The sequence below is a fragment of the Pseudomonas sp. R38(2017) genome, from assembly GCF_002112395.1.
In the GTDB taxonomy this organism is placed as follows: domain Bacteria; phylum Pseudomonadota; class Gammaproteobacteria; order Pseudomonadales; family Pseudomonadaceae; genus Aquipseudomonas.
The window spans coordinates 404,918-425,902 of the sequence record NZ_NEHN01000004.1 but is presented as its reverse complement, the minus strand read 5'-3'; the positions used below and the strand labels follow the sequence as shown (position 1 = coordinate 425,902).

Annotated in this window: 20 protein-coding genes; 12 read left to right on the top strand and 8 right to left on the bottom strand. The window is 62.5% G+C overall.

Going from position 1 to position 20,985, the window contains the following annotated elements; all coding sequences use genetic code 11:
• Window positions 1-20: 20 nt before the first annotated feature.
• From CAF87_RS11930 to pilG, 6 genes are read right to left on the bottom strand one after another with little or no spacing between them, the layout of a single operon-like run.
• Window positions 21-491, bottom strand: a complete 471-nt coding sequence (locus tag CAF87_RS11930) for a chemotaxis protein CheW (protein ID WP_085731580.1) — start codon at window positions 489-491, stop codon at window positions 21-23.
• A complete protein-coding gene (locus CAF87_RS11925; RefSeq protein WP_085731579.1) occupies window positions 484-6,399 on the bottom strand; it encodes an Hpt domain-containing protein in 5,916 nt (1,971 codons plus the stop codon). The genes CAF87_RS11930 and CAF87_RS11925 overlap by 8 nt, the downstream gene beginning before the upstream one ends.
• Window positions 6,400-6,434: 35 nt before the next feature.
• On the bottom strand, window positions 6,435-8,495 hold the full coding sequence (locus CAF87_RS11920) for a methyl-accepting chemotaxis protein (protein ID WP_085731578.1): 2,061 nt from the start codon (window positions 8,493-8,495) through the stop codon (window positions 6,435-6,437).
• 13 nt (window positions 8,496-8,508) lie between these two features.
• The gene (locus CAF87_RS11915; protein ID WP_085731577.1) at window positions 8,509-9,048 is read right to left on the bottom strand and encodes a chemotaxis protein CheW; all 540 of its coding nucleotides are present in this window, start codon (window positions 9,046-9,048) and stop codon (window positions 8,509-8,511) included.
• A 10-nt stretch (window positions 9,049-9,058) separates the two neighbouring features.
• A complete protein-coding gene (gene pilH / locus CAF87_RS11910; protein WP_011336365.1) occupies window positions 9,059-9,424 on the bottom strand; it encodes a twitching motility response regulator PilH in 366 nt (121 codons plus the stop codon).
• A 60-nt stretch (window positions 9,425-9,484) separates the two neighbouring features.
• Window positions 9,485-9,889 (bottom strand): twitching motility response regulator PilG, encoded by a 405-nt coding sequence (pilG, locus tag CAF87_RS11905; protein ID WP_085709083.1) that lies wholly within the window; start codon window positions 9,887-9,889, stop codon window positions 9,485-9,487.
• Between the two features lie 224 nt (window positions 9,890-10,113).
• On the opposite strand from pilG, the gene gshB reads away from it, so the two are divergent.
• The 7 genes from gshB to CAF87_RS11870 all read left to right on the top strand — a co-directional run bounded on the left by gshB (window position 10,114) and on the right by CAF87_RS11870 (window position 16,025).
• Window positions 10,114-11,064: a glutathione synthase gene (gene gshB, locus CAF87_RS11900; protein WP_085731576.1), complete on the top strand. Its 951-nt coding sequence runs from the start codon at window positions 10,114-10,116 to the stop codon at window positions 11,062-11,064.
• Between the two features lie 107 nt (window positions 11,065-11,171).
• Window positions 11,172-12,071, top strand: coding sequence for an energy transducer TonB (locus CAF87_RS11895; protein WP_085731575.1), 900 nt, complete (start codon window positions 11,172-11,174; stop codon window positions 12,069-12,071).
• 59 nt (window positions 12,072-12,130) lie between these two features.
• The gene (locus CAF87_RS11890) at window positions 12,131-12,703 is read left to right on the top strand and encodes a YqgE/AlgH family protein (protein WP_085689619.1); all 573 of its coding nucleotides are present in this window, start codon (window positions 12,131-12,133) and stop codon (window positions 12,701-12,703) included.
• Entirely contained in the window at window positions 12,703-13,140 is a 438-nt protein-coding gene (gene ruvX / locus CAF87_RS11885; RefSeq protein WP_007953334.1) for a Holliday junction resolvase RuvX, read from the top strand. The genes CAF87_RS11890 and ruvX overlap by 1 nt, the downstream gene beginning before the upstream one ends.
• Window positions 13,141-13,221: 81 nt before the next feature.
• A complete protein-coding gene (pyrR, locus tag CAF87_RS11880) occupies window positions 13,222-13,725 on the top strand; it encodes a bifunctional pyr operon transcriptional regulator/uracil phosphoribosyltransferase PyrR (RefSeq protein WP_007953335.1) in 504 nt (167 codons plus the stop codon).
• A 27-nt stretch (window positions 13,726-13,752) separates the two neighbouring features.
• Window positions 13,753-14,757 carry an aspartate carbamoyltransferase catalytic subunit gene (locus CAF87_RS11875; protein WP_007913665.1) on the top strand — a complete coding sequence of 335 codons (1,005 nt, stop codon included), beginning with the start codon at window positions 13,753-13,755 and terminating at the stop codon, window positions 14,755-14,757.
• A complete protein-coding gene (locus tag CAF87_RS11870) occupies window positions 14,754-16,025 on the top strand; it encodes a dihydroorotase (protein WP_085731574.1) in 1,272 nt (423 codons plus the stop codon). The genes CAF87_RS11875 and CAF87_RS11870 overlap by 4 nt, the downstream gene beginning before the upstream one ends.
• Window positions 16,026-16,060: 35 nt before the next feature.
• Here CAF87_RS11870 and CAF87_RS11865 read toward each other — a convergent pair whose 3' ends face one another.
• Window positions 16,061-16,495, bottom strand: coding sequence for a TM2 domain-containing protein (locus CAF87_RS11865; protein ID WP_085731573.1), 435 nt, complete (start codon window positions 16,493-16,495; stop codon window positions 16,061-16,063).
• A gap of 248 nt (window positions 16,496-16,743) precedes the next feature.
• Here CAF87_RS11865 and CAF87_RS11860 point away from each other — a divergent pair, with 248 nt between their 5' ends.
• Window positions 16,744-17,367: a C40 family peptidase gene (locus CAF87_RS11860; protein WP_085731572.1), complete on the top strand. Its 624-nt coding sequence runs from the start codon at window positions 16,744-16,746 to the stop codon at window positions 17,365-17,367.
• A gap of 51 nt (window positions 17,368-17,418) precedes the next feature.
• Here the strand turns inward: CAF87_RS11860 and CAF87_RS11855 are convergent, their stop codons facing one another.
• Complete coding sequence (locus CAF87_RS11855) at window positions 17,419-18,453, bottom strand: type IV pilus twitching motility protein PilT (protein WP_085731571.1); 1,035 nt, start codon at window positions 18,451-18,453, stop codon at window positions 17,419-17,421.
• A 56-nt stretch (window positions 18,454-18,509) separates the two neighbouring features.
• On the opposite strand from CAF87_RS11855, the gene CAF87_RS11850 reads away from it, so the two are divergent.
• The 4 genes from CAF87_RS11850 to CAF87_RS11835 are packed head-to-tail and all read left to right on the top strand — an operon-like array spanning window position 18,510 to window position 20,926.
• Window positions 18,510-19,196, top strand: a complete 687-nt coding sequence (locus tag CAF87_RS11850) for a YggS family pyridoxal phosphate-dependent enzyme (RefSeq protein ID WP_085731570.1) — start codon at window positions 18,510-18,512, stop codon at window positions 19,194-19,196.
• Between the two features lie 23 nt (window positions 19,197-19,219).
• Window positions 19,220-20,038, top strand: a complete 819-nt coding sequence (gene proC, locus CAF87_RS11845; RefSeq protein WP_085731569.1) for a pyrroline-5-carboxylate reductase — start codon at window positions 19,220-19,222, stop codon at window positions 20,036-20,038.
• Window positions 20,039-20,048: 10 nt separating this feature from the next.
• The gene (locus CAF87_RS11840; protein WP_085731568.1) at window positions 20,049-20,639 is read left to right on the top strand and encodes a YggT family protein; all 591 of its coding nucleotides are present in this window, start codon (window positions 20,049-20,051) and stop codon (window positions 20,637-20,639) included.
• Entirely contained in the window at window positions 20,636-20,926 is a 291-nt protein-coding gene (locus CAF87_RS11835; RefSeq protein WP_085731567.1) for a DUF167 domain-containing protein, read from the top strand. Before CAF87_RS11840 ends, CAF87_RS11835 begins: the two co-directional genes overlap by 4 nt.
• Window positions 20,927-20,985: the final 59 nt, after the last annotated feature.

Below are 20,985 nucleotides of genomic sequence, written 5' to 3'. Positions count from 1 at the left end.
CGTTACGCTGAGCGTAACGATCAGTGGACCAGCCCCGCATCCACCAACAATTTCTCCAATGCCAATAGATCCGGTATCTTCGCCACCTGCTCCCCAACCTGCACCGCTGCCTGCTCCAGCGTACACAGCGGCACGTCGACATAACTCAACTGGCTGTCGAGCTTGTACGAGCGCGGAATCCCCTGCACCAGTAAGGCAATGAAGCGCAGCGTCGGCAATCCGCCGAGGGCGTTGAGGATGACGATCCGGGCCCGTTCGCCGATGACGATCTTGTTGCCGCACGCCGACTCGAAACTCAGCAGCGGAATCTGCCGCTCGCGCCAGGTTACCCGGCCCAGATACCACGGCGGCGTGTCGAGATCGAAGGCACTGGACTGGTAGTCGATCAGCTCGGCGACGGCGACGTTGGGCAGGATCAGGTTGCGATCCGCCAGCGGCAGCAGCAGCCCGGTGAGTTGGCTGGTGCGCTGGTTGTCCCGGCGTTCATGCATGTTTTTTGCTCCACAGCGCGATGCTTTCGAGCAGCACCGATTCCTGGTACGGCTTGCCGAGGTAGTCGTTGACGCCGATGGCCATCGCGCGGTCGCGGTGTTTCTGGCCGGTGCGCGAGGTGATCATGATGATCGGCAGGTGTTTCAGGCGCTCGTCGTGGCGCACCTGGGTCGCCACTTCGAAGCCGTCCATGCGCGGCATTTCGATGTCGAGCAGCATCAGGTCCGGCATGTGTTCTTCCAGCAGCAGCATCGCATCGACCCCGTCCTTGGCGGTCAGCACGTTCATGCCATGACGTTCGAGCAGACGGCTGGTGACCTTGCGCACCGTCACCGAATCGTCGACCACCATCACCAGCAACGGCTTTTGCGGTTCGCTCTCGATTTCGTGACTGGCCGGACGCTGCGGCAACCGCGCCTGCATCGCGCGGATCGGCGCCAGCAGGTCGAGAATCAGCACCACCCGGCCATCGCCGAGAATCGTCGCCCCGGACACGCCCTGCACCGACGCGAACTGCGGGCCGAGGCTCTTGACCACGATCTCGCGGGTTCCGGCCATCGTGTCGACCTGCACCGCGATGTGCCGGTCGTTGCACTGCACCAGCAAGACCGGCACCGGCAGGCTCTGGCCGGACAGTTTCGGCCGTGGGGCAGTTTTCAGCAGCTCGCCCAAGTAGCACAGCTCATAACGCTGGCCGCCGTATTGATAACTCGGCGGGTCGAGACGGAAATGCCCGTCCAGCTCATTCGGCAGCACGCGGACGATGCCGTCGATGGTGTTCAATGGAATCGCGTACTGATCCTCGCCGCACTGCACCATTAGTGCACGGTTGACTGACACGGTGAACGGCAGGCGAATGCGAAAATGCACGCCCTGCCCCGGCACCGAGTCGATGCTCATGGTGCCGCCCAGTTGCCGTACTTCTTCGTGGACCACGTCCATGCCCACGCCGCGCCCGGAAATCTGGGTGATTTTCTCGGCAGTGGAAAAGCCCGGCTGGAGGATGAACTGCAACACTTCGCGGTCGCTGATTTCCGCGTTCGGTGCCAGCAGGCCGCGCTTGATCGCCTTGCGTCGCACCGCGTCCAACGGTACGCCGGCGCCGTCGTCGCGGATGTCGAAAACGATGTCGCTGCCCTCACGGGACAGATCAAGGCTGATCTGACCTTGAGCCGGTTTGCCCGCTGCCAGTCGCACGTCGGCGGGTTCCAGACCATGGTCGACGGCGTTGCGCAGCATATGTTCCAGCGGCGCCGCCATGCGTTCGAGGACGTTGCGATCCATCTCGCCTTCGGCGTTGCCGACGGTGAACGCCACATCCTTGTTCAGCTCTTCGGCCACCTGCCGGACGATGCGCTTGAGTCGCGGCAACATGCGCTCGAACGGCACCATGCGCGTGCGCATCAGGCCTTCCTGCAATTCGGTGTTGATCCGCCCCTGTTGTTGCAACAGGTTCTCCGCGTCGAGGGTGCGCCGGTCGAGGGTTTCCTTGAGGTCGAGCAGGTCGGAGGCGGATTCGAACAGCGCCCGGGACAACTGTTGCAACTGCGAATGGCGATCCATTTCCAGTGGGTCGAATTCTTCGTAGCCCAAACGTTCGGCGTCCACTTGCTGACGGCTGAGAATCCGCCCCTGGGTTTCGGTGTCGAGCCGGCGCAACTGATCGCGCATGCGCTCAATGGTGGTTTCCATCTCGTTCAGGGCCGTCTGCGCATCGCTGACCTGCTGCTCGATACGCCCGCGGAAAATCGAGGTTTCGCCCGCGAGGTTGACCAGGTCATCAAGCAATTCGGCGGAGACCTTGACCATGTCCACACCCGCCTCGGCAGCGGGCGCGGCGGGTTCGGTCTTCAAGGGCACCGGCAGTATCGGCGCAGGCGTTTCCACCGCCACCGGGTGGCTGAAATTCTGGATCGCGCCTATCAGTCGATCCGCCGGCGGGCATGGCTGGCCGGCGCGCACCGCATCGAGCATCTGCGCCAACCGGTCATGGCCGCGCTGCAACAGGGCAAACAGTTCGGCGCTGCTTTGCAGGGTGCCGGAGGACAGGCTTTCGTAAAGGTATTCCAGCTCATGAGCGAGGTCGCCGATGGGGCCGATCTCCACCATTCGCGCGCCGCCCTTGAGGGTGTGCAGGTCGCGCAGCAGGGTTTCCACTTCCTGGCGGTTGCCGGGTTCGGCCTGCCAGCGCAGCAGCGCGGCACCGGAGTTTTCGATGATGTCGAAACCTTCTTCGAGGAAGATTTCCAGCAGCTCCGGATCGTGTCCTGCGCCGTCATGGCTGGCGGCGGGTGTCGGTGTTTCGGGACTGCCAGCCTGGCCCTGACGGAACTGGCGGATCGCGTCAATCAAGTCCTGCGCCGGTTTCAAAGGCTGATGGTCATGCAGTTGATCGAGGTACAACGCCAGGCGGTCATGGCTTTGCAGCAACAGTCGGCCCAATGCGTCGCTGTAGTTGTAGCGGCGATCCACCAGGCCTTCGTAAAGGTTTTCCAGCTCCTGGGCCAGGTTGCCAACGGCCTCGACCTCGGCCATCCGCGCACCTCCCTTGAGGGTGTGCAGGTCCCGTTGCAGCGACGACAGTGGCGCGCCGTTTTCCGGATCGTTCAACCAGCGCTGCAAGGCTTGCCCGGCGCTGTCGAGAATGTCCACCGCTTCTTCGAGGAAGATCTCGACGATCTCGTCATCCGCGCCGATTCCGCTGGAGTTTTTTTGCAGTTCGGCAGTGGCGCTGCCCAACTCGGAAATACTCAGGGTTCGACTGCCGTCGCTGCGAATCAGGCCCATGGCCGACGGGTCGAGGCTTTCGTCGAGCAGTTCGTGCAGCGCACGGATGCGCTGCGGTTGCGGGGTGATTTCCTGGCCGGCGGCCAGTTCGTCGAGCATGTTGATCAGCGCTTCGTGGGCCTGCTGCGCCTCATGGAAAAACCGTTCGCTGACCGCCAGGCTGCTTTCTTCCACCGCGCCATACAGGTCGAGCAAGGCTTCGCACAACACGTCCACCGGCAGCAGATCCGCCAGGTGCGCGCCCTCGCCGAGGGTCGTCAATTCATCCAGCAACGCACTGAGTTCCTGGCGTTCGCCGGGATGCTGCTGCCAGCGCTGCAAGAGGTTTTCGGCGTCGAGCAGGATGTCCATGCCCTGGGCCAGGAAGTTGTTGATCAGTTGCGGATCACGCTTGACCCGCAGGGCGCTGCTCGGGGCATTGAGGATGGATTCGAGGCGCTCGCTCAGCAAGGTTTCAGTGCGCTTGATCAGCGACTGCGCACCGACAATCGGCGCCAGCGGGTCGTGTTTGAGCTGGCGCAGACCGACGCGGAACAGGCCTTCGGCTTCCAGCAGCAACTCCACTTCGTCGAGGTCCAGGGCCAGTTGATGAGCCTTGAACTCCCGGGCCAGTTTGTCCAGTGGCGCCGCCAGTTCGGCGATCGGCAATACGCCGGCCATCGACGCGCTGCCCTTGAGGGTGTGCAGCGCGCGCTGCAGTTCGTCGCTGGCTTGCAACGGCACGTGTTCGGCGGCCAGATCGAGAAAGCGGTTGAGGCTGGCGAGGTGGGTTTCGGCTTCGTTGCGGAAAATCTCCAGCAACAGCGGGTCGAGCGCAGCGACGTCTTCTACGTCTTCGGCCGGCAACGGCGTGTCGCCCTTGGCCAATGCATGGGCGCGGGCCGCCAACTGATCGACATCCTGTCGCTGGCGCTGATGGTTGATGGCGAATTCGGCAATCAGGTCCGGCAGCAACAGCAACGTTTCGGCCAGCAATTGTTGCACCGCCGGGCCCGGTTCGACGCTGTGCTCCAGCACCCGGTTGAGCAGGTTTTCCACCGCCCAGGCCAGTTCGCCGAGAACCAGCGCACGGACCATGCGCCCGCTGCCCTTCAGAGTGTGAAAAGCGCGGCGCAATTCACTCAATGCCTCCCGGTCCTGCGGATCGGCAGTCCAGCGCGGCAGGTAGTCGCGCAGCACATCGAGCACTTCCTCGGTCTCTTCGAGGAACACTTCACGCAGCTCGTCATCCACCGGCTTTTCATCGGCGGGCGGTGGAAGCAGGCTGCCGGGCGTGGTCAACGCGGGCGGGTTGACCGCTGACACCGGACTGGCCAGCACATCGGCCAGCGACTGGGCGATTTGCGGGTCATCGAGTTCCTGCAGGTCCTGCATCACCAGCGCTTCGCTGGGGCTGAGCACATCGTCGAGCAGCGGCACCCGTTGTTCGTTTGGCGGCTCGTCAGGAAAGTAGCCGAGGCTGGCCAGGCTTTTCTGCGCGACATCGAGCAGTTGCTCGCTCGGTGCCTGCGGGTCATCGGTCAGGCGTTCAAGGTAATACTCGAGACTGGTGATGACATCGGCCAGGTTGTCCAGTTGCTGCCAGCCCGGCTCATGGGGATCGAGCAACAGATGCTCGCGGATAAAACCGTTGCAGGCTTCCAGCAGGCTTGCCGCACGCGCCAACGGGATCATCGCCAGCGCACCGCGCACCTGGGTCAGCAGCGCCGGCAACGGTTGCAGTTGCTGGCGATCCCAGTCGGCGTCGATGTAGTCGACGATCATGTCCTTGGCCTGTTGCAGGCAGATGCGCGCTTCCTTGATCACGATCTGATGGATCTGCGTCAGGTCGGTGGTGGGCAGGCGCGAGTCTTCCGGGCTTTCCGGTTCCACCGTGCCGACCATCCCGGCCAGCGTCGCTTCGACATAGAGCAAGGCGCCGGCGACGTCCATCAGCGTGGCGTCGTTCGGTTCGCGCTGGCCCTGAGCGAGGCTGAGCACCACCGCCAGTTGATCGATGATGACCTTGCGCGGCTGGCCGAAACCGAGCACCGCGAGTGTGTCGGCGATCTGCCGCAGCGGCGCCAGCAGGCTGTCCAGATCCGAGGTGTGCTGGCGGTCGCTGCGCACGAACAGATCGAGGCGTTCCTTGACCCGCACCAGCTCTTCGCACAGCGCCGCGAGCACCGAGCGCATCGCATCGCGGTCGGGGCCGGCCAGGCGCGCGCGTTCTTCGTCGACCATCGCGCTGTCGGGCAACGCGTCGTCCAGGGAGTAGCGATCTTTCATGGTCAGCATCTGCCCGGTGGGATGTTCGGCTTTGGCAATATAGAACAGCAGGCTTTTGAACAGCTCGGGCGGCGGTGGCTGGTTGAGGCCGGCCATGCCTTGTTCGAGCAGGCGCTTGAGCTCCTTGTCGGCGTCCTTGAACAGGCTGCGCAGGGCCGGGCTGTTGGCGATCCGGCCTTCGCGCATGCCCTCGACCAGTGCCGAGGCGACCTGCCACAACGGACTCAAGGGTGAATCGCCGCTCAAGGCTTCGAGGCGGGTGAAGACTTTGCTCAGGTAACCGAGGTGAGTCTGATCGTCCTGTTCGCGGAGCAAGCCCACCAGCGCCATCTGCAACATTTGCCGCAACTTGCGCAGCACATTGGGTAAATCGGCCGGTTCCAGCAGGGCCAGCGCTTCCTGACTCAGCGGCGGCAACTCCGGCAATTGCGGGCTGAACAGGCTGGTCTCCGACAACAGACTTTCGCCCCGGGCGCTGCGCAAATCGTTGATCAGCGGCAGCACCACCAGCGGCAAATCACGGCGGGCGCCTTGAACGCGGTCAAGGTAGATCGGCAATTGGCCGAAGGCCTGCAACAGCAGGTGCAAGGCTTCGTCGCGGTGGCTGACGCGGTCGTTTTGCAGGGCTTCGACCAGATGTTCCATCTCTTCGGCGAGCAAGGCCGCGCCGTAGAACTCGACCATCTGCAGACTGCCGTGGACCTGATGGATGCACGCCAGGCACTCGTCCAGCCCGGGCACCGACTGCGGATCGTCGAGCACGGCTTCGATGGCCTGATGCGCCTGCCTCAGCGTTTCGGCAATTTCGCCCTTGACCCATTCGAGGGCCACGTAGTCGTGCCGGTCACCCATAACCACTCCGCTCGACATGAACTCGCCCGCAGGCCTCACGCCTTGTCCGTGGCGGGCGCTGCCGCCGCCGGCAAGGTGAACCCGGACACCGAACGCCGCAACTGGCTGGCCATTTTCGCCAGGTTGCCGATGCTTTCGGCGGTGGCCGTGGAGCCGGACGACGTCTGCGAGGTGATCTGCTGGATCACATTCATCGTCAGGGAAATCTGCCCGGCCGAAGACGTCTGCTGCTGCGCCGCGTTGGAAATACTCTGGATCAGCGCCGCGAGGGTCTTGGACACGCCTTCGATTTCTTCCAGGGCCACACCGGCATCCTGCGCCAGCCGTGCGCCGCGCACCACTTCGGTGGTGGTCTGTTCCATGGAAATCACGGCTTCATTGGTGTCGGTCTGGATTGCCCGCACCAGCGTTTCGATCTGCCGGGTCGCGGCGGACGAGCGTTCGGCCAGCCGTTGCACTTCGTCGGCAACCACTGCAAAACCGCGCCCGGCATCACCGGCCATCGAGGCCTGAATGGCCGCGTTGAGGGCGAGGATGTTGGTCTGGTCGGCAATGTCGTCGATCAGACTGACGATGTCGCCGATTTCCTGGGACGACTCGCCCAGACGCTTGATACGTTTGGCGGTGTCCTGGATCTGTTCGCGAATGTTGTCCATGCCATGGATGGTGTTGTGCACCACCTCGTTGCCCTTGTTGGCAATCTCCACCGAACGTTCGGCCACCGCCGAGGATTCAGCAGCGTTGGCCGACACCTGATCGATGGACTGGGCCATGTCGCTGATCGCGGTCGAGGCTTCGGAAATCTGTTGCGCCTGATGCTCCGAGGCCTGGGCCAGGTGCATGGCGGTGGCCTGGGTTTCCTGCACCGCTGCGGCGACCTGGCCGGCGGTGAGGTTGATGGTCGCCACCAGATCGCGCAACTGGTCGACGGAATAATTGATCGAGTCGGCGATGGTCCCGGTGAAGTCTTCGGTCACCGAGGCGGTCACCGTCAGGTCGCCGTCGGCGAGGTCTTCGATTTCATCCAGCAGACGCATGATCGCGTTCTGGTTGCGCTCGTTCTTCTCGGCGGTTTCCTGCAACTGCCGGTTGGTTTCCCGGACCATGACCATGCCGATCAGGATGATCGACGCCAGCGCCAGCAAGCCCAGCACGTAGCCGCCGATAGTGTCGGTGTTGCGCCCGCCGGCGAGGTTCTCGAAGCCGGTGGCCAGGTGCGAAGCTTCGTCGAGCAGGGTCTGCGACAGGCTGAAGATGTTGGTGGCGGACTCGCGCACCTTGAACAGCTCCGGCGAGGTTTCGAGGATTTCATCCACCGAACCGGAAACGAACTGGAACAGCTCGGCGATTTCACTCAGGCGCGCGCGCGCATCACGGTCCTCGACCTGGCTGATCTTCAGCGCCGGATTGCCTTGCAGCATGCCGTTGAGCACCTGACCGAAGCGTGTGGCGTCACGGCCGAAGGCATCGGCGGCCTGTTGCGAGTTTTCATCGCCGGAGAGCACGGTATTCACCGCGCCGAGAATCCGCTCGGCCAGCAGCGACTGACGCTGGGCCATCGCCACCTGCGCCGCCGGGGCGCCGCGTTGCAGAAGGATCTCGACGACTTTTTCGTATTCGATCTGCAACTGCGGCACGGTTTCGGCCAGGGTCGCGGCGACCTGATGCAGCGACAGTACGGTCTGTTCACTGGATAGAATGGCGTCGGTGTTTTTCAGCAGGCGTTCCCAGTCCAGCTGCACGGCGCGCATTTCCGGGCGCACGGTGGACGGTGCCGGCGGCAGGCCGGTGGCCGGGTCGCCCTTCTTCAGGTAACCCCAGCGCTGGGCGAAATCGTTGCGCGCATCGCTGAGCAGCTTGAACGCGGCCGACTTGCCGGCCGCGGCTTCGGTAGCGTTCTTGGCGATCCGCTGGGACAGCACCCGCAGCTCACCGGCGTGACCGATGTACTGCTTGTCGTAGTTGGCCTGGGTGTTGAGGTAAGCGAAGTTGGCGAACAGCAGCATGATGAACACGATCAGCGCAATGAACAGCACGATGATCTGCGAGCGGCTGCGCGAGCCTTCTGCGGGCTTGCTGGTTTTTGCTTTGATCATCGGTCCTCGCCTGTTAAACCGCGACGTGCATGAAACTCGGTGACTGCGCCAGCGCAAACAGGCTGAACACTCGCCAGTTCTGCTCGCGCCGGAAATAGCCTTTGACGAACTCGCCCTTGGAGCCTTGCCGTTTACGGATCGAGACGGGTTCGAAGCTGTCCTGCTCGAAGTGCTGCAAGCCGAAAACCTCATCGACCAGCACACCGGCAAACACGTCCTGATGCTCCACTACCAATACCCGCCGCTGCTTGCGCATCGGTGACAGCTCATGGCCGAAGAATCCGCACAGGTCCATGATCGGCAACAACCGTCCGCGCAGATTCGCGACGCCCTTGACCCAGGGCTTTACCCCCGGCAATTGGGTGAAACGCGGTTCTGGCAGCACTTCGCTGACTTCGCCCATGGGCGCGACGTACCAGTGCTCGCCCAAACGAAAGCCGATGCCGCTCCAGCGATCCTGGCGCGCCGGTTGCGACGGCAGGTCCGCCGCCAGCAGGCGACAGCGCTGGTCGATCTGCCACAACAGTTCGAACGCGGTCAGCGACTCGCTCATGGCGGCGCGATCAACCGGCCAGCACGTTGTTCAGGGTCTTGATCAGCGTGTCTTCGTCGACCGGTTTGGTCAGGTAGTCCCTGGCGCCCTGGCGGGTGCCCCAGACCTTGTCGGTTTCCTGATCCTTGGTGGTGATGATGATGACCGGGATATGGCTGGTTTCAGCGTCCTTGGTCAGTTGGCGGGTCGCCTGGAAACCGTTGAGGCCGGGCATGACGATGTCCATCAGCACCGCGTCGGGTTTTTCCTGACGGGCCAAGGCCACGCCGTCGGCGCCGTTTTCGGCTTTCAACACTTCGTGGCCGTGCTTTTCCAGCATGCCGGTCAGTTTGTACATTTCGGTCGGCGAATCATCGACGATCAGAATACGTGCCATGGTCTTCCCCATTTTTCTTGTCGACACCGGGCCCGCTGGCCGAGCGTCACTGTGCGTGTCTTACTGCGGCAAATCAGCGGCAAAGCCCGGAACATGGGCCGCAATCGCGTCGAGCAGTTCTTCCTTGCTGAAAGGCTTGGTCAAAAATTGATCGGAACCGACAATCCGCCCCTTGGCCTTGTCGAACAGCCCGTCGCGGGACGACAGCATGATCACCGGCGTTGCCTTGAAGGCACTGTTGTTCTTGATTAAAGCGCAGGTCTGATAACCATCCAGACGCGGCATCATGATGTCGACAAAAATGATCCCGGGGTGGTTGTCGGCGATCTTCGCCAGGGCGTCGAAACCGTCGATCGCCGTGATGACTTCGCACCCTGCATTTTTCAACAGGGTCTCGGCGGTGCGACGAATCGTTTTCGAGTCGTCGATCACCATGACCTTCAAGGCGCTGGACTGCTGTTCCATAAGGGGGCTCTACCGTCGCCTTTGCGAATCAATTTGTCCGTTTTGCGATGACTGATGGCTGGAAACCCTTGATGTTCAAGGGCCAGCACGGCTGGGAGCCTTTTTAGCACAGTCTCCTGACGCAATCTATCGACGGGTTTTTCCTTGACCGAAAACCCGCCCGGAGCCACTCTGGCGGCACTTTTTTCATACCGATCCGGTAGCCAATTTTCGAGGAAAACCCAATGAGCGTTCGCGTCGGGATAGTCATGGACCCAATCGCCAGCATTTCCTATAAAAAGGATAGCTCGCTGGCCATGCTGCTGGCGGCGCAGAAGCGCGGCTGGGAACTGTTCTACATGGAACAGAAGGATCTTTATCAGGGTGAAGGTCAGGCCCGGGCGCGGATGAAACCGCTGAAAGTCTTCGCCAACCCGGAAAAATGGTTCGAACTGGGCGCCGAACAGGATTCTCTGCTCAGCGACCTGAACGTGATCCTGATGCGTAAGGATCCGCCGTTCGACATGGAGTTCGTCTACTCCACCTACCTGCTCGAACAGGCCGAGTCCGCCGGGGTGCTGGTAGTCAACAAGCCGCAAAGCCTGCGCGACTGTAATGAAAAGCTGTTCGCCACGCTGTTCCCGCAGTGCACGCCGCCGACCATCGTCAGCCGTCGCCCGGACGTGTTGCGCGAATTCGCCGACCATCACGGTGACGTGATTCTCAAGCCGCTGGATGGCATGGGCGGCTCGTCGATTTTCCGGCACACCGCCGGCCATCCAAATCTGTCGGTGATTCTGGAAACACTGACTCTGCACGGCAAGCAACAGATCATGATCCAGGGTTATCTGCCGGCCATCGTCGATGGCGACAAACGCATCCTGATGATCGACGGCGAGCCGGTGGATTACTGCCTGGCGCGGATTCCGGCCCAGGGCGAAACCCGTGGCAACCTCGCGGCCGGCGGCCGAGGCGAAGCCCGTCCGTTGACCGACAAGGATCGCTGGATCGCCGCTCAGGTCGGCCCGACCTTGCGCGCGAAGGGCCTGCTGTTCGTCGGCCTCGACGTGATCGGCGAGCACCTGACCGAAATCAACGTCACCAGCCCGACCTGCATCCGCGAGATCGACAACGCGTTCGGCACCGACATCGGCGGGATGCTGATGGATGCCATCGAGAAAAAGCTGCAAGCTTGATGTGTGTCACATGCAGCCTGTCGCTTGATGCTTGAAGCCCAAGGCGTGAAACCAACATTGCGTTATCATGCGCGGCCTGTGAAAAACGCGATGTTGGTTTTCTTGTCATGACACTTCCGTCCGATCTGCCTGCTGAACTCGCCCACCGCGGCGTGCGCCCGGTCGATCGCCTCGGATTTACCCTGTTTCTCGCGGCGCTGATCCATCTGGCGCTGCTGCTCGGCGTGGGTTTCACCATGGTCGAGCCCAAGCAGATCAGCAAGACCCTGGAAATCACCCTCGCCACCTTCAAGAGCGAAAAGAAGCCGGCGAAGGCCGATTTCCTCGCCCAGGAAAACCAGGAAGGCAGCGGCACCCTCGACAAGAAGGCGATCCCCAAGACCACCGAGGTCGCGCCGTTCCAGGACAATCAGGTCAAGAAAGTCACCCCACCACCGGCCGCCAAACCGCAAGTGCAGGAAGCCGCGCCCAAGGCGGCGGTGACCACCGTCGCGCCGAAGCCGAAAAAGGCGCCGACCAAGAAAGAAGAAGCCAAGACCGAGACCAAACCGACAGTCGACGCCCCGACTTTCGACAGCTCGCAGCTCTCCAGCGACATCGCCAGCCTCGAAGCCGAACTGGCCAACGAACAACAGCTGTACGCCAAGCGTCCGCGCATCCACCGCCTCAGCGCGGCATCGACCATGCGCGACAAGGGTGCCTGGTACAAGGACGAATGGCGCAAGAAGGTCGAGCGCATCGGCAACCTCAACTACCCCGAAGAAGCCCGGCGCCAGCAGATTTACGGCAATTTGCGCCTGATGGTGTCGATCAACCGCGACGGCTCGCTGTATGAAGTGCTGGTGCTGGAATCCTCAGGCCAGCCGCTGCTGGATCAGGCGGCACAGCGCATCGTCCGGCTGGCCGCGCCTTTCGCACCGTTTACCGGGGACCTGTCGGACATCGACCGGCTGGAAATCATCCGCACCTGGAAATTCGCCCGGGGCGACCGGCTGTCCAGCAACTGAGCCGATCTTTTGACCGCTCCAGCTTGTCAGTTCGCCCCCCGAACGCCACACTAGCGCACATGAAAAACGTCAGCCCCAGCTACCTCAAGCATCACTTCCTGATCGCCATGCCACACATGGCCGACCCGAACTTTGCCCACACCTTGACCTACATCGTCGAGCACACGGCCAATGGGGCCATGGGGCTGGTGGTCAACCGACCGCAAGAGCTGAATCTGGCCGACATCCTCGAACAACTGCGCCCGGACATCGATCCGCCAGCACTGTGCCAGCATGTACCGATCTTCATCGGCGGTCCGGTGCAGACCGATCGCGGTTTCGTGCTGCATCCGGCGGGCCAGACCTTCCAGGCCACCGTCGAGCTGGACGGCGATCTCGCGCTGTCCACTTCGCAGGACGTGCTGTTCGCCATCGCCGACGGCGTGGGCCCGGCCAAAAGCGTCATCACCCTCGGCTATGCCGGCTGGGAAGCTGGACAACTGGAGGCCGAACTGGCCGACAACGCCTGGCTGACCTGCCCGTACGACGCCGACATCCTGTTCAACACCAGCAGTGAACTGCGCCTGGAAGCGGCAGCCAGGCACCTGGGGATCAACCTCAGCCTGCTGACCAGCCAGGCAGGACACGCCTGATGGCCCTGCGCCTGATCCTCGGCTTCGACTACGGCACCAAACAGATCGGCGTCGCGGTCGGCCAGGTGATTACCGGCCAGGCCCGCGAACTGTGCACCTTGAAGGCGCAAAACGGTGTGCCGGACTGGAATCAGGTCGAAGCCCTGATAAAGGAATGGAAGCCCGATGCCGTGGTGGTCGGCCTGCCGCTGAACATGGACGGCACGCCCAGCGAAATGTGCGCCCGCGCCGAGAAATTCGCCCGGCGCCTCAACGGCCGCTTCAACCTGCCTTTCTATACCCACGACGAACGCCTGACGACCTTCGAAGCCAAGGGCGAACGACTGGTGCGCGGCGGGCAGAAAGGCAGCTACCGCGACAACCCGGTGGACGCCATCGCCGCCGCCCTGCTGCTGCAAGGCTGGCTCGACGAAAACACCGCACTATTTGAATCCTGACAAGCGCTACGGCGCTTTTCTTTTGGTTACAACCCGAGCCACGGTTCGCGAGAACCGGCTCGACCCCAAGAAGGAGCAACCATGAGCCTGCCCAATCCCGCCGATCTGATCAGCCAGATGGCGACCCGCCTCAAGGCGCACCTTGCCCAGCGTGATATCAGCGAACCGCGTTACATCGGCATCCGCACCGGCGGCGTCTGGGTCGCCCAGGCCCTGCTCGCAGAGCTCGGCAGCGATGCGCCATTGGGTACGCTGGACGTTTCCTTCTACCGCGACGACTTCAGCCAGAACGGTTTGCACCCGCAAGTGCGCCCGTCCGCCCTGCCCTTCGAAATCGAAGGCCAGCATCTGGTGCTGATCGACGACGTACTGATGAGCGGCCGGACCATCCGCGCCGCGATGAACGAACTGTTCGACTACGGCCGCCCGGCCAGCGTGACGCTGGTCTGCCTGCTCGATCTGGACGCCGGCGAACTGCCGATCCGCCCGAACGTGGTCGGCGCGACCCTGTCGCTGGCCGCCCACGAGCGGGTCAAGCTGTCCGGCCCGGAGCTGGCCCTCGAACTGCAAGACCTCGCCCTTTAATCCGCCCTATTGAGAGTCCCCTTCGCGATGACGCCTCTAGATACCAAGCGCCCGCTGCAGCTCAATGATCAGGGCCAGCTGCGCCACTTCCTCTCGCTCGACGGCCTGCGCCGCGAGTTGCTGACGGAAATCCTCGACACCGCCGACTCGTTCCTCGAAGTCGGTGCCCGGGCCGTGAAGAAGGTCCCGTTGCTGCGCGGCAAGACCGTGTGCAACGTGTTCTTCGAAAACTCCACCCGCACTCGCACCACCTTCGAACTGGCGGCCCAGCGACTGTCGGCGGACGTGATCACCCTGAACGTGTCGACCTCGTCGGCCAGCAAGGGCGAAACCCTGCTCGATACCCTGCGCAACCTCGAAGCCATGGCCGCCGACATGTTCGTCGTGCGCCACGGTGACTCCGGCGCTGCGCACTTCATCGCCGAACATGTCTGCCCGCAGGTGGCGATCATCAACGGCGGCGACGGCCGTCACGCGCACCCGACCCAGGGCATGCTCGACATGCTGACCATCCGTCGGCACAAGGGCGGCTTCGAAAACCTTTCGGTGGCCATCGTCGGCGACATCCTGCACTCGCGGGTGGCGCGCTCGAACATGCTCGCCCTGAAAACCCTCGGTTGCCCGGACATCCGCGTGATCGCGCCGAAGACCCTGCTGCCGATCGGCATCGAGCAATACGGCGTGAAGGTCTACACCGACATGACCGAAGGCCTGAAAGACGTCGACGTGGTGATCATGCTGCGCCTGCAGCGTGAGCGCATGACCGGCGGCCTGCTGCCGAGCGAAGGTGAGTTCTATCGCCTGTTCGGCCTGACCACCGCGCGCCTGGCAGGCGCCAAACCCGACTGCATCGTCATGCACCCGGGGCCGATCAACCGCGGCGTGGAGATCGAGTCGGCGGTGGCCGACGGCCCGCACTCGGTGATCCTCAATCAAGTCACTTACGGCATCGCGATCCGTATGGCCGTGCTGTCGATGGCCATGAGCGGACAAACAGCGCAGCGTCAATTCGAGCAGGAGAACGCCCAGTGAAGCTCAGCATTCTCGGCGCCCGCGTCATCGATCCAAGCAGCGGCCTGGATCAAATCACCGATATTCACGTTGAAGCCTGCAAGATCGTCGCCCTCGGCGCTGCACCGGCCGGTTTCAGCGCCGTCGAAACCATCGACGCCCAAGGCCTTGTCGCCGCTCCCGGCCTTGTAGACCTGAACGTTGCCCTGCGCGAGCCGGGCTACAGCCGCAAAGGCACCATCGCCAGCGAAACCCGCGCGGCTGCGGCCGGCGGCGTAACCAGCCTGTGCTGCCCGCCGAAAACCAGACCGGTGCTCGACACCTCCGCCGTGGCCGAGCTGATCCTCGACCGCGCCCGCGAGGCCGGCAACACCAAAGTGTTCCCGATCGGCGCCCTGAGCAAAAGCCTGGACGGCGAACAGCTTGCAGAACTCGTTGCACTGCGCGACGCCGGTTGCGTGGCGTTCGGCAACGGCCTGGAGAGCTTCCGCAACACCCGTACCCTGTGCCGGGCGCTGGAGTACGCGGCGACCTTTGACCTGACGGTGATTTTCAACTCCCAGGATCACGACCTGGCCGACGGCGGCCTGGCCCACGAAGGCGCCACCGCCAGTTTCCTCGGCCTGCCGGGCATTCCGGAAACCGCTGAAACCGTGGCCCTGGCCCGTGACCTGCTGCTGGTCGAACAGACCGGCGTGCGTGCGCACTTCAGCCAGTTGACCAGTGCTCGCGGCGTGGCCCTGATCGCTCAGGCCCAGGCTCGTGGTTTGAAAGTCACGGCGGATGTCGCCCTGTATCAGTTGATCCTGACGGACGAAGCGCTGATCGATTTCAGCAGCCTGTATCACGTACAACCACCGCTGCGTACCCGCGCCGACCGCGATGGCCTGCGCGAGGCGGTGAAGTCCGGGGTGGTCTCGGCGATCTCCAGCCATCACCAGCCTCACGAGCGCGATGCCAAACTCGCACCGTTCGGTGCGACCGAGCCGGGCATCAGCAGCGTTGAACTGCTGCTGCCGCTGGCGATGACGCTGGTCGAGGATGGTCTGCTGGACCTGCCGACCCTGTTGGCCCGCCTGAGCGCCGGCCCGGCCGAGGCCTTGCGCCTGCCGGCGGGCAAACTGGCGGTGGGTGGCGCGGCGGATATCGTGCTGTTCGATCCGAAGGCCTCGACCGTTGCCGGCGAAACCTGGCTGTCGAAGGGCGAGAACTGCCCGTTCATCGGCCATAGTCTGCCAAGCGTGGTGCGTTACACCCTGGTGGATGGCCGGATCAGCCATCAGGCATAAAAAAATGGCGAGGGAGCTTGCTCCCTCGCCATCACTTACTGAAAAGTGCCCCGCCCTTCGGCATTACGCACCGACACCTGATCATTCAGCGTCCAGAAGTCATACAGCACGCCCAGAAAGAACAACCCGCCGGTCAGCAGATAAATCACCCCGCTGATCCACTTGCCCTGATACATCCGGTGCACGCCGAACGCGCCGAGGAACGTCAACAGAATCCACGCCACGTTGTATTCGATCGGCCCCGCCTCAAAGCGCAGGTCCGCTTCCCGGTCCATTGCCGGGATCAGGAACACGTCGATCAGCCAGCCAATCCCCAACAGCCCGAAGGTGAAAAACCAGATCGTGCCGGTCACCGGCTTGCCGTAATAGAAGCGGTGCGACCCGGTAAAACCGAAGATCCACAACAGATAACCGATCACCTTGCTATGGGTGTCCTTTTCCTTCACTTGGGGCAGTTGATAGCGGTTCATGAAGACCTCGATACACGCGATAGATAAATTTTCTTTAATTCTTTGTGACTTTTTTACAGGTACCCGACGTACGGCAAATGCTACCTTGTGGTCGGTCAAAGCCTTATAGCACCTGACTTCTGTCCGACAATTGCGTCTATTTGCCGCTTGTTTGGTTCCGTTGCCCGCCTTTTGAATCGACCAACGGCCTCGGAAGGGACAAAAAAGCTGTTATAAAGTTGCGCGCTAACACATAAGAGCCCTGCCTAATGCGTCCATTTTTCAAGACATGGCTAACTATTTGCCTATTAATGCCACTGGCCGCCCACGCCACCAATCGTGAGCAACGTCTTCCCAACGTTAACGGTTTCACTCCCAAATCCCATGCCTCTGCTCCGTCGAGCAAAGGCAAACAAACGAAACACACCACGCTCGCCAGCAAGGGTCACGGCAAGCTGGTTCCACCGATGGCGAACAAAGAAAGCAGCAACGTCCTCAGTCGTGCGGTGAACGTCCTCGGTACACCTTACCGTTGGGGCGGCAGCAGCCCGAGTAAAGGCTTCGACTGCAGCGGCCTGGTGAAATACGCGTTCAACGACGCGACTTTCGACCTGCCGCGCACCTCGAATGCCATGGCCAGCGGTCACGGCGAGAAAGTCGAGCGCAAGGATCTGAAGCCTGGCGACCTGATTTTCTTCAACATCAAGAGCCGTCGGGTCAATCACGTTGCCATCTACCTGGGCAACGACCGCTTCATCCACGCACCGCGCCGTGGCAAAGCGGTGAGCATCGATACGCTGAACAAGCCGTATTGGGAACAGCATTACGTGGTTGCCAAGCGCGTGCTGCCGAAAGAACCGGGCGGCAAGCAGATGCGCGTGGTTCAACGCTGATCCTTGCAGATCACAAAAAACGCAGCCCTCGGGCTGCGTTTTTTTTCGTCACTAGAAGTTATCCGGCGTCCGCGCCTTCTCCCGCGCATGCTCGCGACTGACCAGGCCCTTGGTCACCAGATCCTTCAGGCACATGTCGAGTGTCTGCATCCCCAGCGACCCGCCAGTCTGGATCGCCGAATACATCTGCGCCACCTTGTCCTCGCGGATCAGGTTACGGATCGCCGACGTACCCAGCATGATCTCGTGGGCCGCCACCCGGCCGCCGCCGATTTTCTTGATCAGCGTCTGCGAGACCACGGCCAGCAACGACTCCGACAGCATCGAACGCACCATGGACTTCTCATCCCCCGGAAATACGTCCACCACCCGGTCGATGGTCTTGGCCGCCGACGTGGTGTGCAGCGTGCCGAACACCAGATGCCCGGTTTCCGCAGCGGTCAGCGCCAGACGGATGGTTTCCAGGTCGCGCATCTCGCCCACCAGGATCACATCCGGGTCTTCCCGCAGCGCCGAGCGCAGTGCCGTGGCGAAACTGCGGGTATCGCGGTGGACTTCACGCTGATTGATCAGGCATTTGCGCGACTCGTGGACGAATTCGATCGGGTCTTCGATGGTCAGTATGTGGTGATGGCGGTGGGTGTTGAGGTAATCGATCATCGCCGCCAAAGTGGTGGACTTGCCGGAACCGGTCGGCCCGGTCACCAGCACCAGCCCGCGCGGGGCGTCGGTGATCTTGCGAAAGACGTCGCCCATGGCGAGGTCTTCCATGCTCAGCACTTTCGACGGGATGGTGCGGAATACGGCGCCGGCGCCACGGTTCTGGTTAAAGGCGTTGACCCGAAACCGCGCCACACCCGGCACTTCGAAGGAAAAGTCGGTTTCCAGATGTTTCTCGAACTCCACCCGCTGGGTGTCGTTCATGATGTCGTAGATCAGCTCATGCACCTGTTTGTGATCCAGCGCCGGCAGATTGATCCGCCGCACATCACCATCCACGCGGATCATCGGCGGCAGTCCGGCCGACAGGTGCAGGTCGGAAGCGCCCTGTTTGGCGCTGAAGGCCAGCAGTTCAGTGATATCCATAGCGTCCCTCAATTCCAGTAGAATGCCGCGAACCTTCAGACCGCTGGCGCCTCTTGATGTCCACGATAGCAGACAACATTGCCCTCGTTAGTTCACGCATTCATGCCGCCACCGCTGCCGCCGGCCGCGATGAAAACAGCGTCCAGCTGCTGGCCGTGAGCAAGACCAAACCCGCCCAAGCCCTGCGCGAAGCGTACGCCGCCGGCCTGCGTGACTTTGGCGAGAACTACCTGCAGGAAGCTTTGGGCAAACAGCTCGAACTGGCCGACCTGCCCTTGATCTGGCACTTCATCGGCCCCATTCAGTCGAACAAGACCCGCTCGATTGCCGAGCATTTCGCCTGGGTGCACTCCGTGGATCGTCTGAAAATCGCCCAACGCCTGTCCGAACAACGCCCGGCGGACCTGCCGCCACTGAATATCTGCATTCAGGTCAACGTCAGCGGTGAAGCCAGCAAGTCCGGCTGCACCCCGGCCGACCTGCCGGCCCTGGCCCAGGCCATCAGCGCCCTGCCGCGCTTGAAGTTGCGCGGGCTGATGGCGATTCCCGAGCCGACCGAAGATCGCGCCGAGCAAGACGCTGCATTCGCTGCCGTTCAGAAGCTGCAGGCCGGCCTCGACCTGCCGCTCGACACACTTTCCATGGGCATGAGCCACGACCTCGAGTCGGCCATTGCCCAGGGTGCCACCTGGGTCCGTATCGGTACGGCCCTGTTTGGCGCTCGCGACTACTCCCAATCTTGATGATTTCCAGATAAGGACCTGACATGAGCAACACGCGTATTGCCTTTATCGGTGCCGGCAACATGGCCGCCAGCCTGATCGGCGGCCTGCGGGCCAAGGGTCTGGAAGCCGCACACATCCGCGCCAGCGATCCGGGCGAAGAAACCCGCAACCGGGTCAGCGCCGAACATGGCATCGAAACCTTTGCCGACAACGCCCAGGCCATCGACGGCGCCGACGTTGTCGTTCTGGCGGTCAAGCCACAGGCCATGAAGGCCGTGTGCGAAGCGATCCGCCCGAGCCTGAAACCGAATCAGCTGGTGGTGTCCATCGCCGCCGGCATCACCTGCGCCAGCATGACTGCATGGCTTGGCGAGCAGCCGATCGTGCGCTGCATGCCCAACACCCCGGCGCTGCTGCGTCAGGGCGTGAGCGGTCTGTATGCCACCGGCGAAGTGAGCGCCGAGCAGCGCCAACAGGCTGAAGAACTGCTGTCCGCCGTGGGCATCGCCCTGTGGCTGAACGAAGAGCAGCAACTGGACGCGGTCACAGCCGTCTCCGGTTCCGGCCCGGCCTACTTCTTCCTGCTGATCGAAGCCATGACCGCCGCCGGCGTCAAACTCGGCCTGCCGAAGGAAACCGCCGAACAACTGACCTTGCAGACCGCACTGGGCGCCGCACACATGGCGGTTTCCAGCGACGTCGACGCTGCCGAGTTGCGCCGCCGCGTGACCTCGCCGGCCGGCACCACGGAAGCCGCGATCAAATCGTTCCAGGCCGGCGGCTTCGAAGCCCTGGTGGAAAAAGCACTCGGCGCCGCCGCGCACCGCTCGGCCGAGATGGCCGAACAACTGGGCAAATAAGGAGCCTTACATGATTGGATTGAACACCGCAGCGGTCTACGTGCTGCAAACCCTCGGCAGCCTGTACCTGCTGATCGTGCTGCTGCGCTTCGTCCTGCAACTGGTACGGGCGAACTTCTACAACCCGCTGTGCCAGTTCGTGGTCAAGGCCACCCAACCGCTGCTCAAGCCACTGCGCCGGATCATCCCGAGCCTGTTCGGCCTCGACATGTCCTCGCTGGTGCTGGCAATCCTCGTACAACTGGCACTGATGGCACTGACCCTGCTGCTGACCTACGGCACCACCGGCAACCCGTTGCAACTGCTCATCTGGTCGATCATCGGCGTGACCGCGCTGTTCCTGAAGATTTTCTTCTTCGCCCTGATCATCAGCGTGATCCTGTCGTGGGTCGCTCCGGGCAGCCATAACCCGGGCGCCGAGTTGGTGAACCAGATCTGCGAACCGGCCCTGGCGCCGTTCCGGCGCTTCCTGCCGAGCATGGGCGGTCTGGACCTGTCGCCGATCTTCGCCTTCCTCGCGCTGAAGCTGATCGACATGCTGGTGATCAACAACCTCGCGGCGATGACGATGATGCCGGAAATCCTGCGCCTGTTGATGTGAGCTGGTTCCGTTGGGACGGTGACGACTTGATCCTCGAGTGTCACCTGCAACCGGCAGCCCGCAGCGATGACTTCGCCGGGCTGCACGGCGACCGCCTGAAGATCCGCCTGACCGCGCCGCCGGTGGAGGGCAAGGCCAATGCGTATCTGATGGGGTTTCTGGCCAAGGCTTTCGGGGTTTCCAAGAGCCAGGTCAGCCTGATCAGCGGTGAGTTGAATCGGCAGAAGCGGGTGAAGGTTTGCTCACCGAAGAAACTCCCGGATTTACCCGGTTTAGCTCTTCCTTGATCGTTCCCACGCTCCGCGCGGGAACGAGCGCAAATCAGGCCTGATCGTTGCTTGCCGCT

What these genes read in the sequence shown, in the direction of transcription:
- CAF87_RS11930 (WP_085731580.1), bottom strand. Translation starts at nt 491, where the DNA reads ATGCATGAACGCCGGGACAACCAGCGCACCAGCCAACTCACCGGGCTG.
- CAF87_RS11925 (WP_085731579.1), bottom strand. Translation starts at nt 6,399, where the DNA reads ATGGGTGACCGGCACGACTACGTGGCCCTCGAATGGGTCAAGGGCGAA.
- CAF87_RS11920 (WP_085731578.1), bottom strand. Translation starts at nt 8,495, where the DNA reads ATGATCAAAGCAAAAACCAGCAAGCCCGCAGAAGGCTCGCGCAGCCGC.
- CAF87_RS11915 (WP_085731577.1), bottom strand. Translation starts at nt 9,048, where the DNA reads ATGAGCGAGTCGCTGACCGCGTTCGAACTGTTGTGGCAGATCGACCAG.
- pilH (WP_011336365.1), bottom strand. Translation starts at nt 9,424, where the DNA reads ATGGCACGTATTCTGATCGTCGATGATTCGCCGACCGAAATGTACAAA.
- pilG (WP_085709083.1), bottom strand. Translation starts at nt 9,889, where the DNA reads ATGGAACAGCAGTCCAGCGCCTTGAAGGTCATGGTGATCGACGACTCG.
- gshB (WP_085731576.1), top strand. Translation starts at nt 10,114, where the DNA reads ATGAGCGTTCGCGTCGGGATAGTCATGGACCCAATCGCCAGCATTTCC.
- CAF87_RS11895 (WP_085731575.1), top strand. Translation starts at nt 11,172, where the DNA reads ATGACACTTCCGTCCGATCTGCCTGCTGAACTCGCCCACCGCGGCGTG.
- CAF87_RS11890 (WP_085689619.1), top strand. Translation starts at nt 12,131, where the DNA reads ATGAAAAACGTCAGCCCCAGCTACCTCAAGCATCACTTCCTGATCGCC.
- ruvX (WP_007953334.1), top strand. Translation starts at nt 12,703, where the DNA reads ATGGCCCTGCGCCTGATCCTCGGCTTCGACTACGGCACCAAACAGATC.
- pyrR (WP_007953335.1), top strand. Translation starts at nt 13,222, where the DNA reads ATGAGCCTGCCCAATCCCGCCGATCTGATCAGCCAGATGGCGACCCGC.
- CAF87_RS11875 (WP_007913665.1), top strand. Translation starts at nt 13,753, where the DNA reads ATGACGCCTCTAGATACCAAGCGCCCGCTGCAGCTCAATGATCAGGGC.
- CAF87_RS11865 (WP_085731573.1), bottom strand. Translation starts at nt 16,495, where the DNA reads ATGAACCGCTATCAACTGCCCCAAGTGAAGGAAAAGGACACCCATAGC.
- CAF87_RS11860 (WP_085731572.1), top strand. Translation starts at nt 16,744, where the DNA reads ATGCGTCCATTTTTCAAGACATGGCTAACTATTTGCCTATTAATGCCA.
- CAF87_RS11855 (WP_085731571.1), bottom strand. Translation starts at nt 18,453, where the DNA reads ATGGATATCACTGAACTGCTGGCCTTCAGCGCCAAACAGGGCGCTTCC.
- CAF87_RS11850 (WP_085731570.1), top strand. Translation starts at nt 18,510, where the DNA reads ATGTCCACGATAGCAGACAACATTGCCCTCGTTAGTTCACGCATTCAT.
- proC (WP_085731569.1), top strand. Translation starts at nt 19,220, where the DNA reads ATGAGCAACACGCGTATTGCCTTTATCGGTGCCGGCAACATGGCCGCC.
- CAF87_RS11840 (WP_085731568.1), top strand. Translation starts at nt 20,049, where the DNA reads ATGATTGGATTGAACACCGCAGCGGTCTACGTGCTGCAAACCCTCGGC.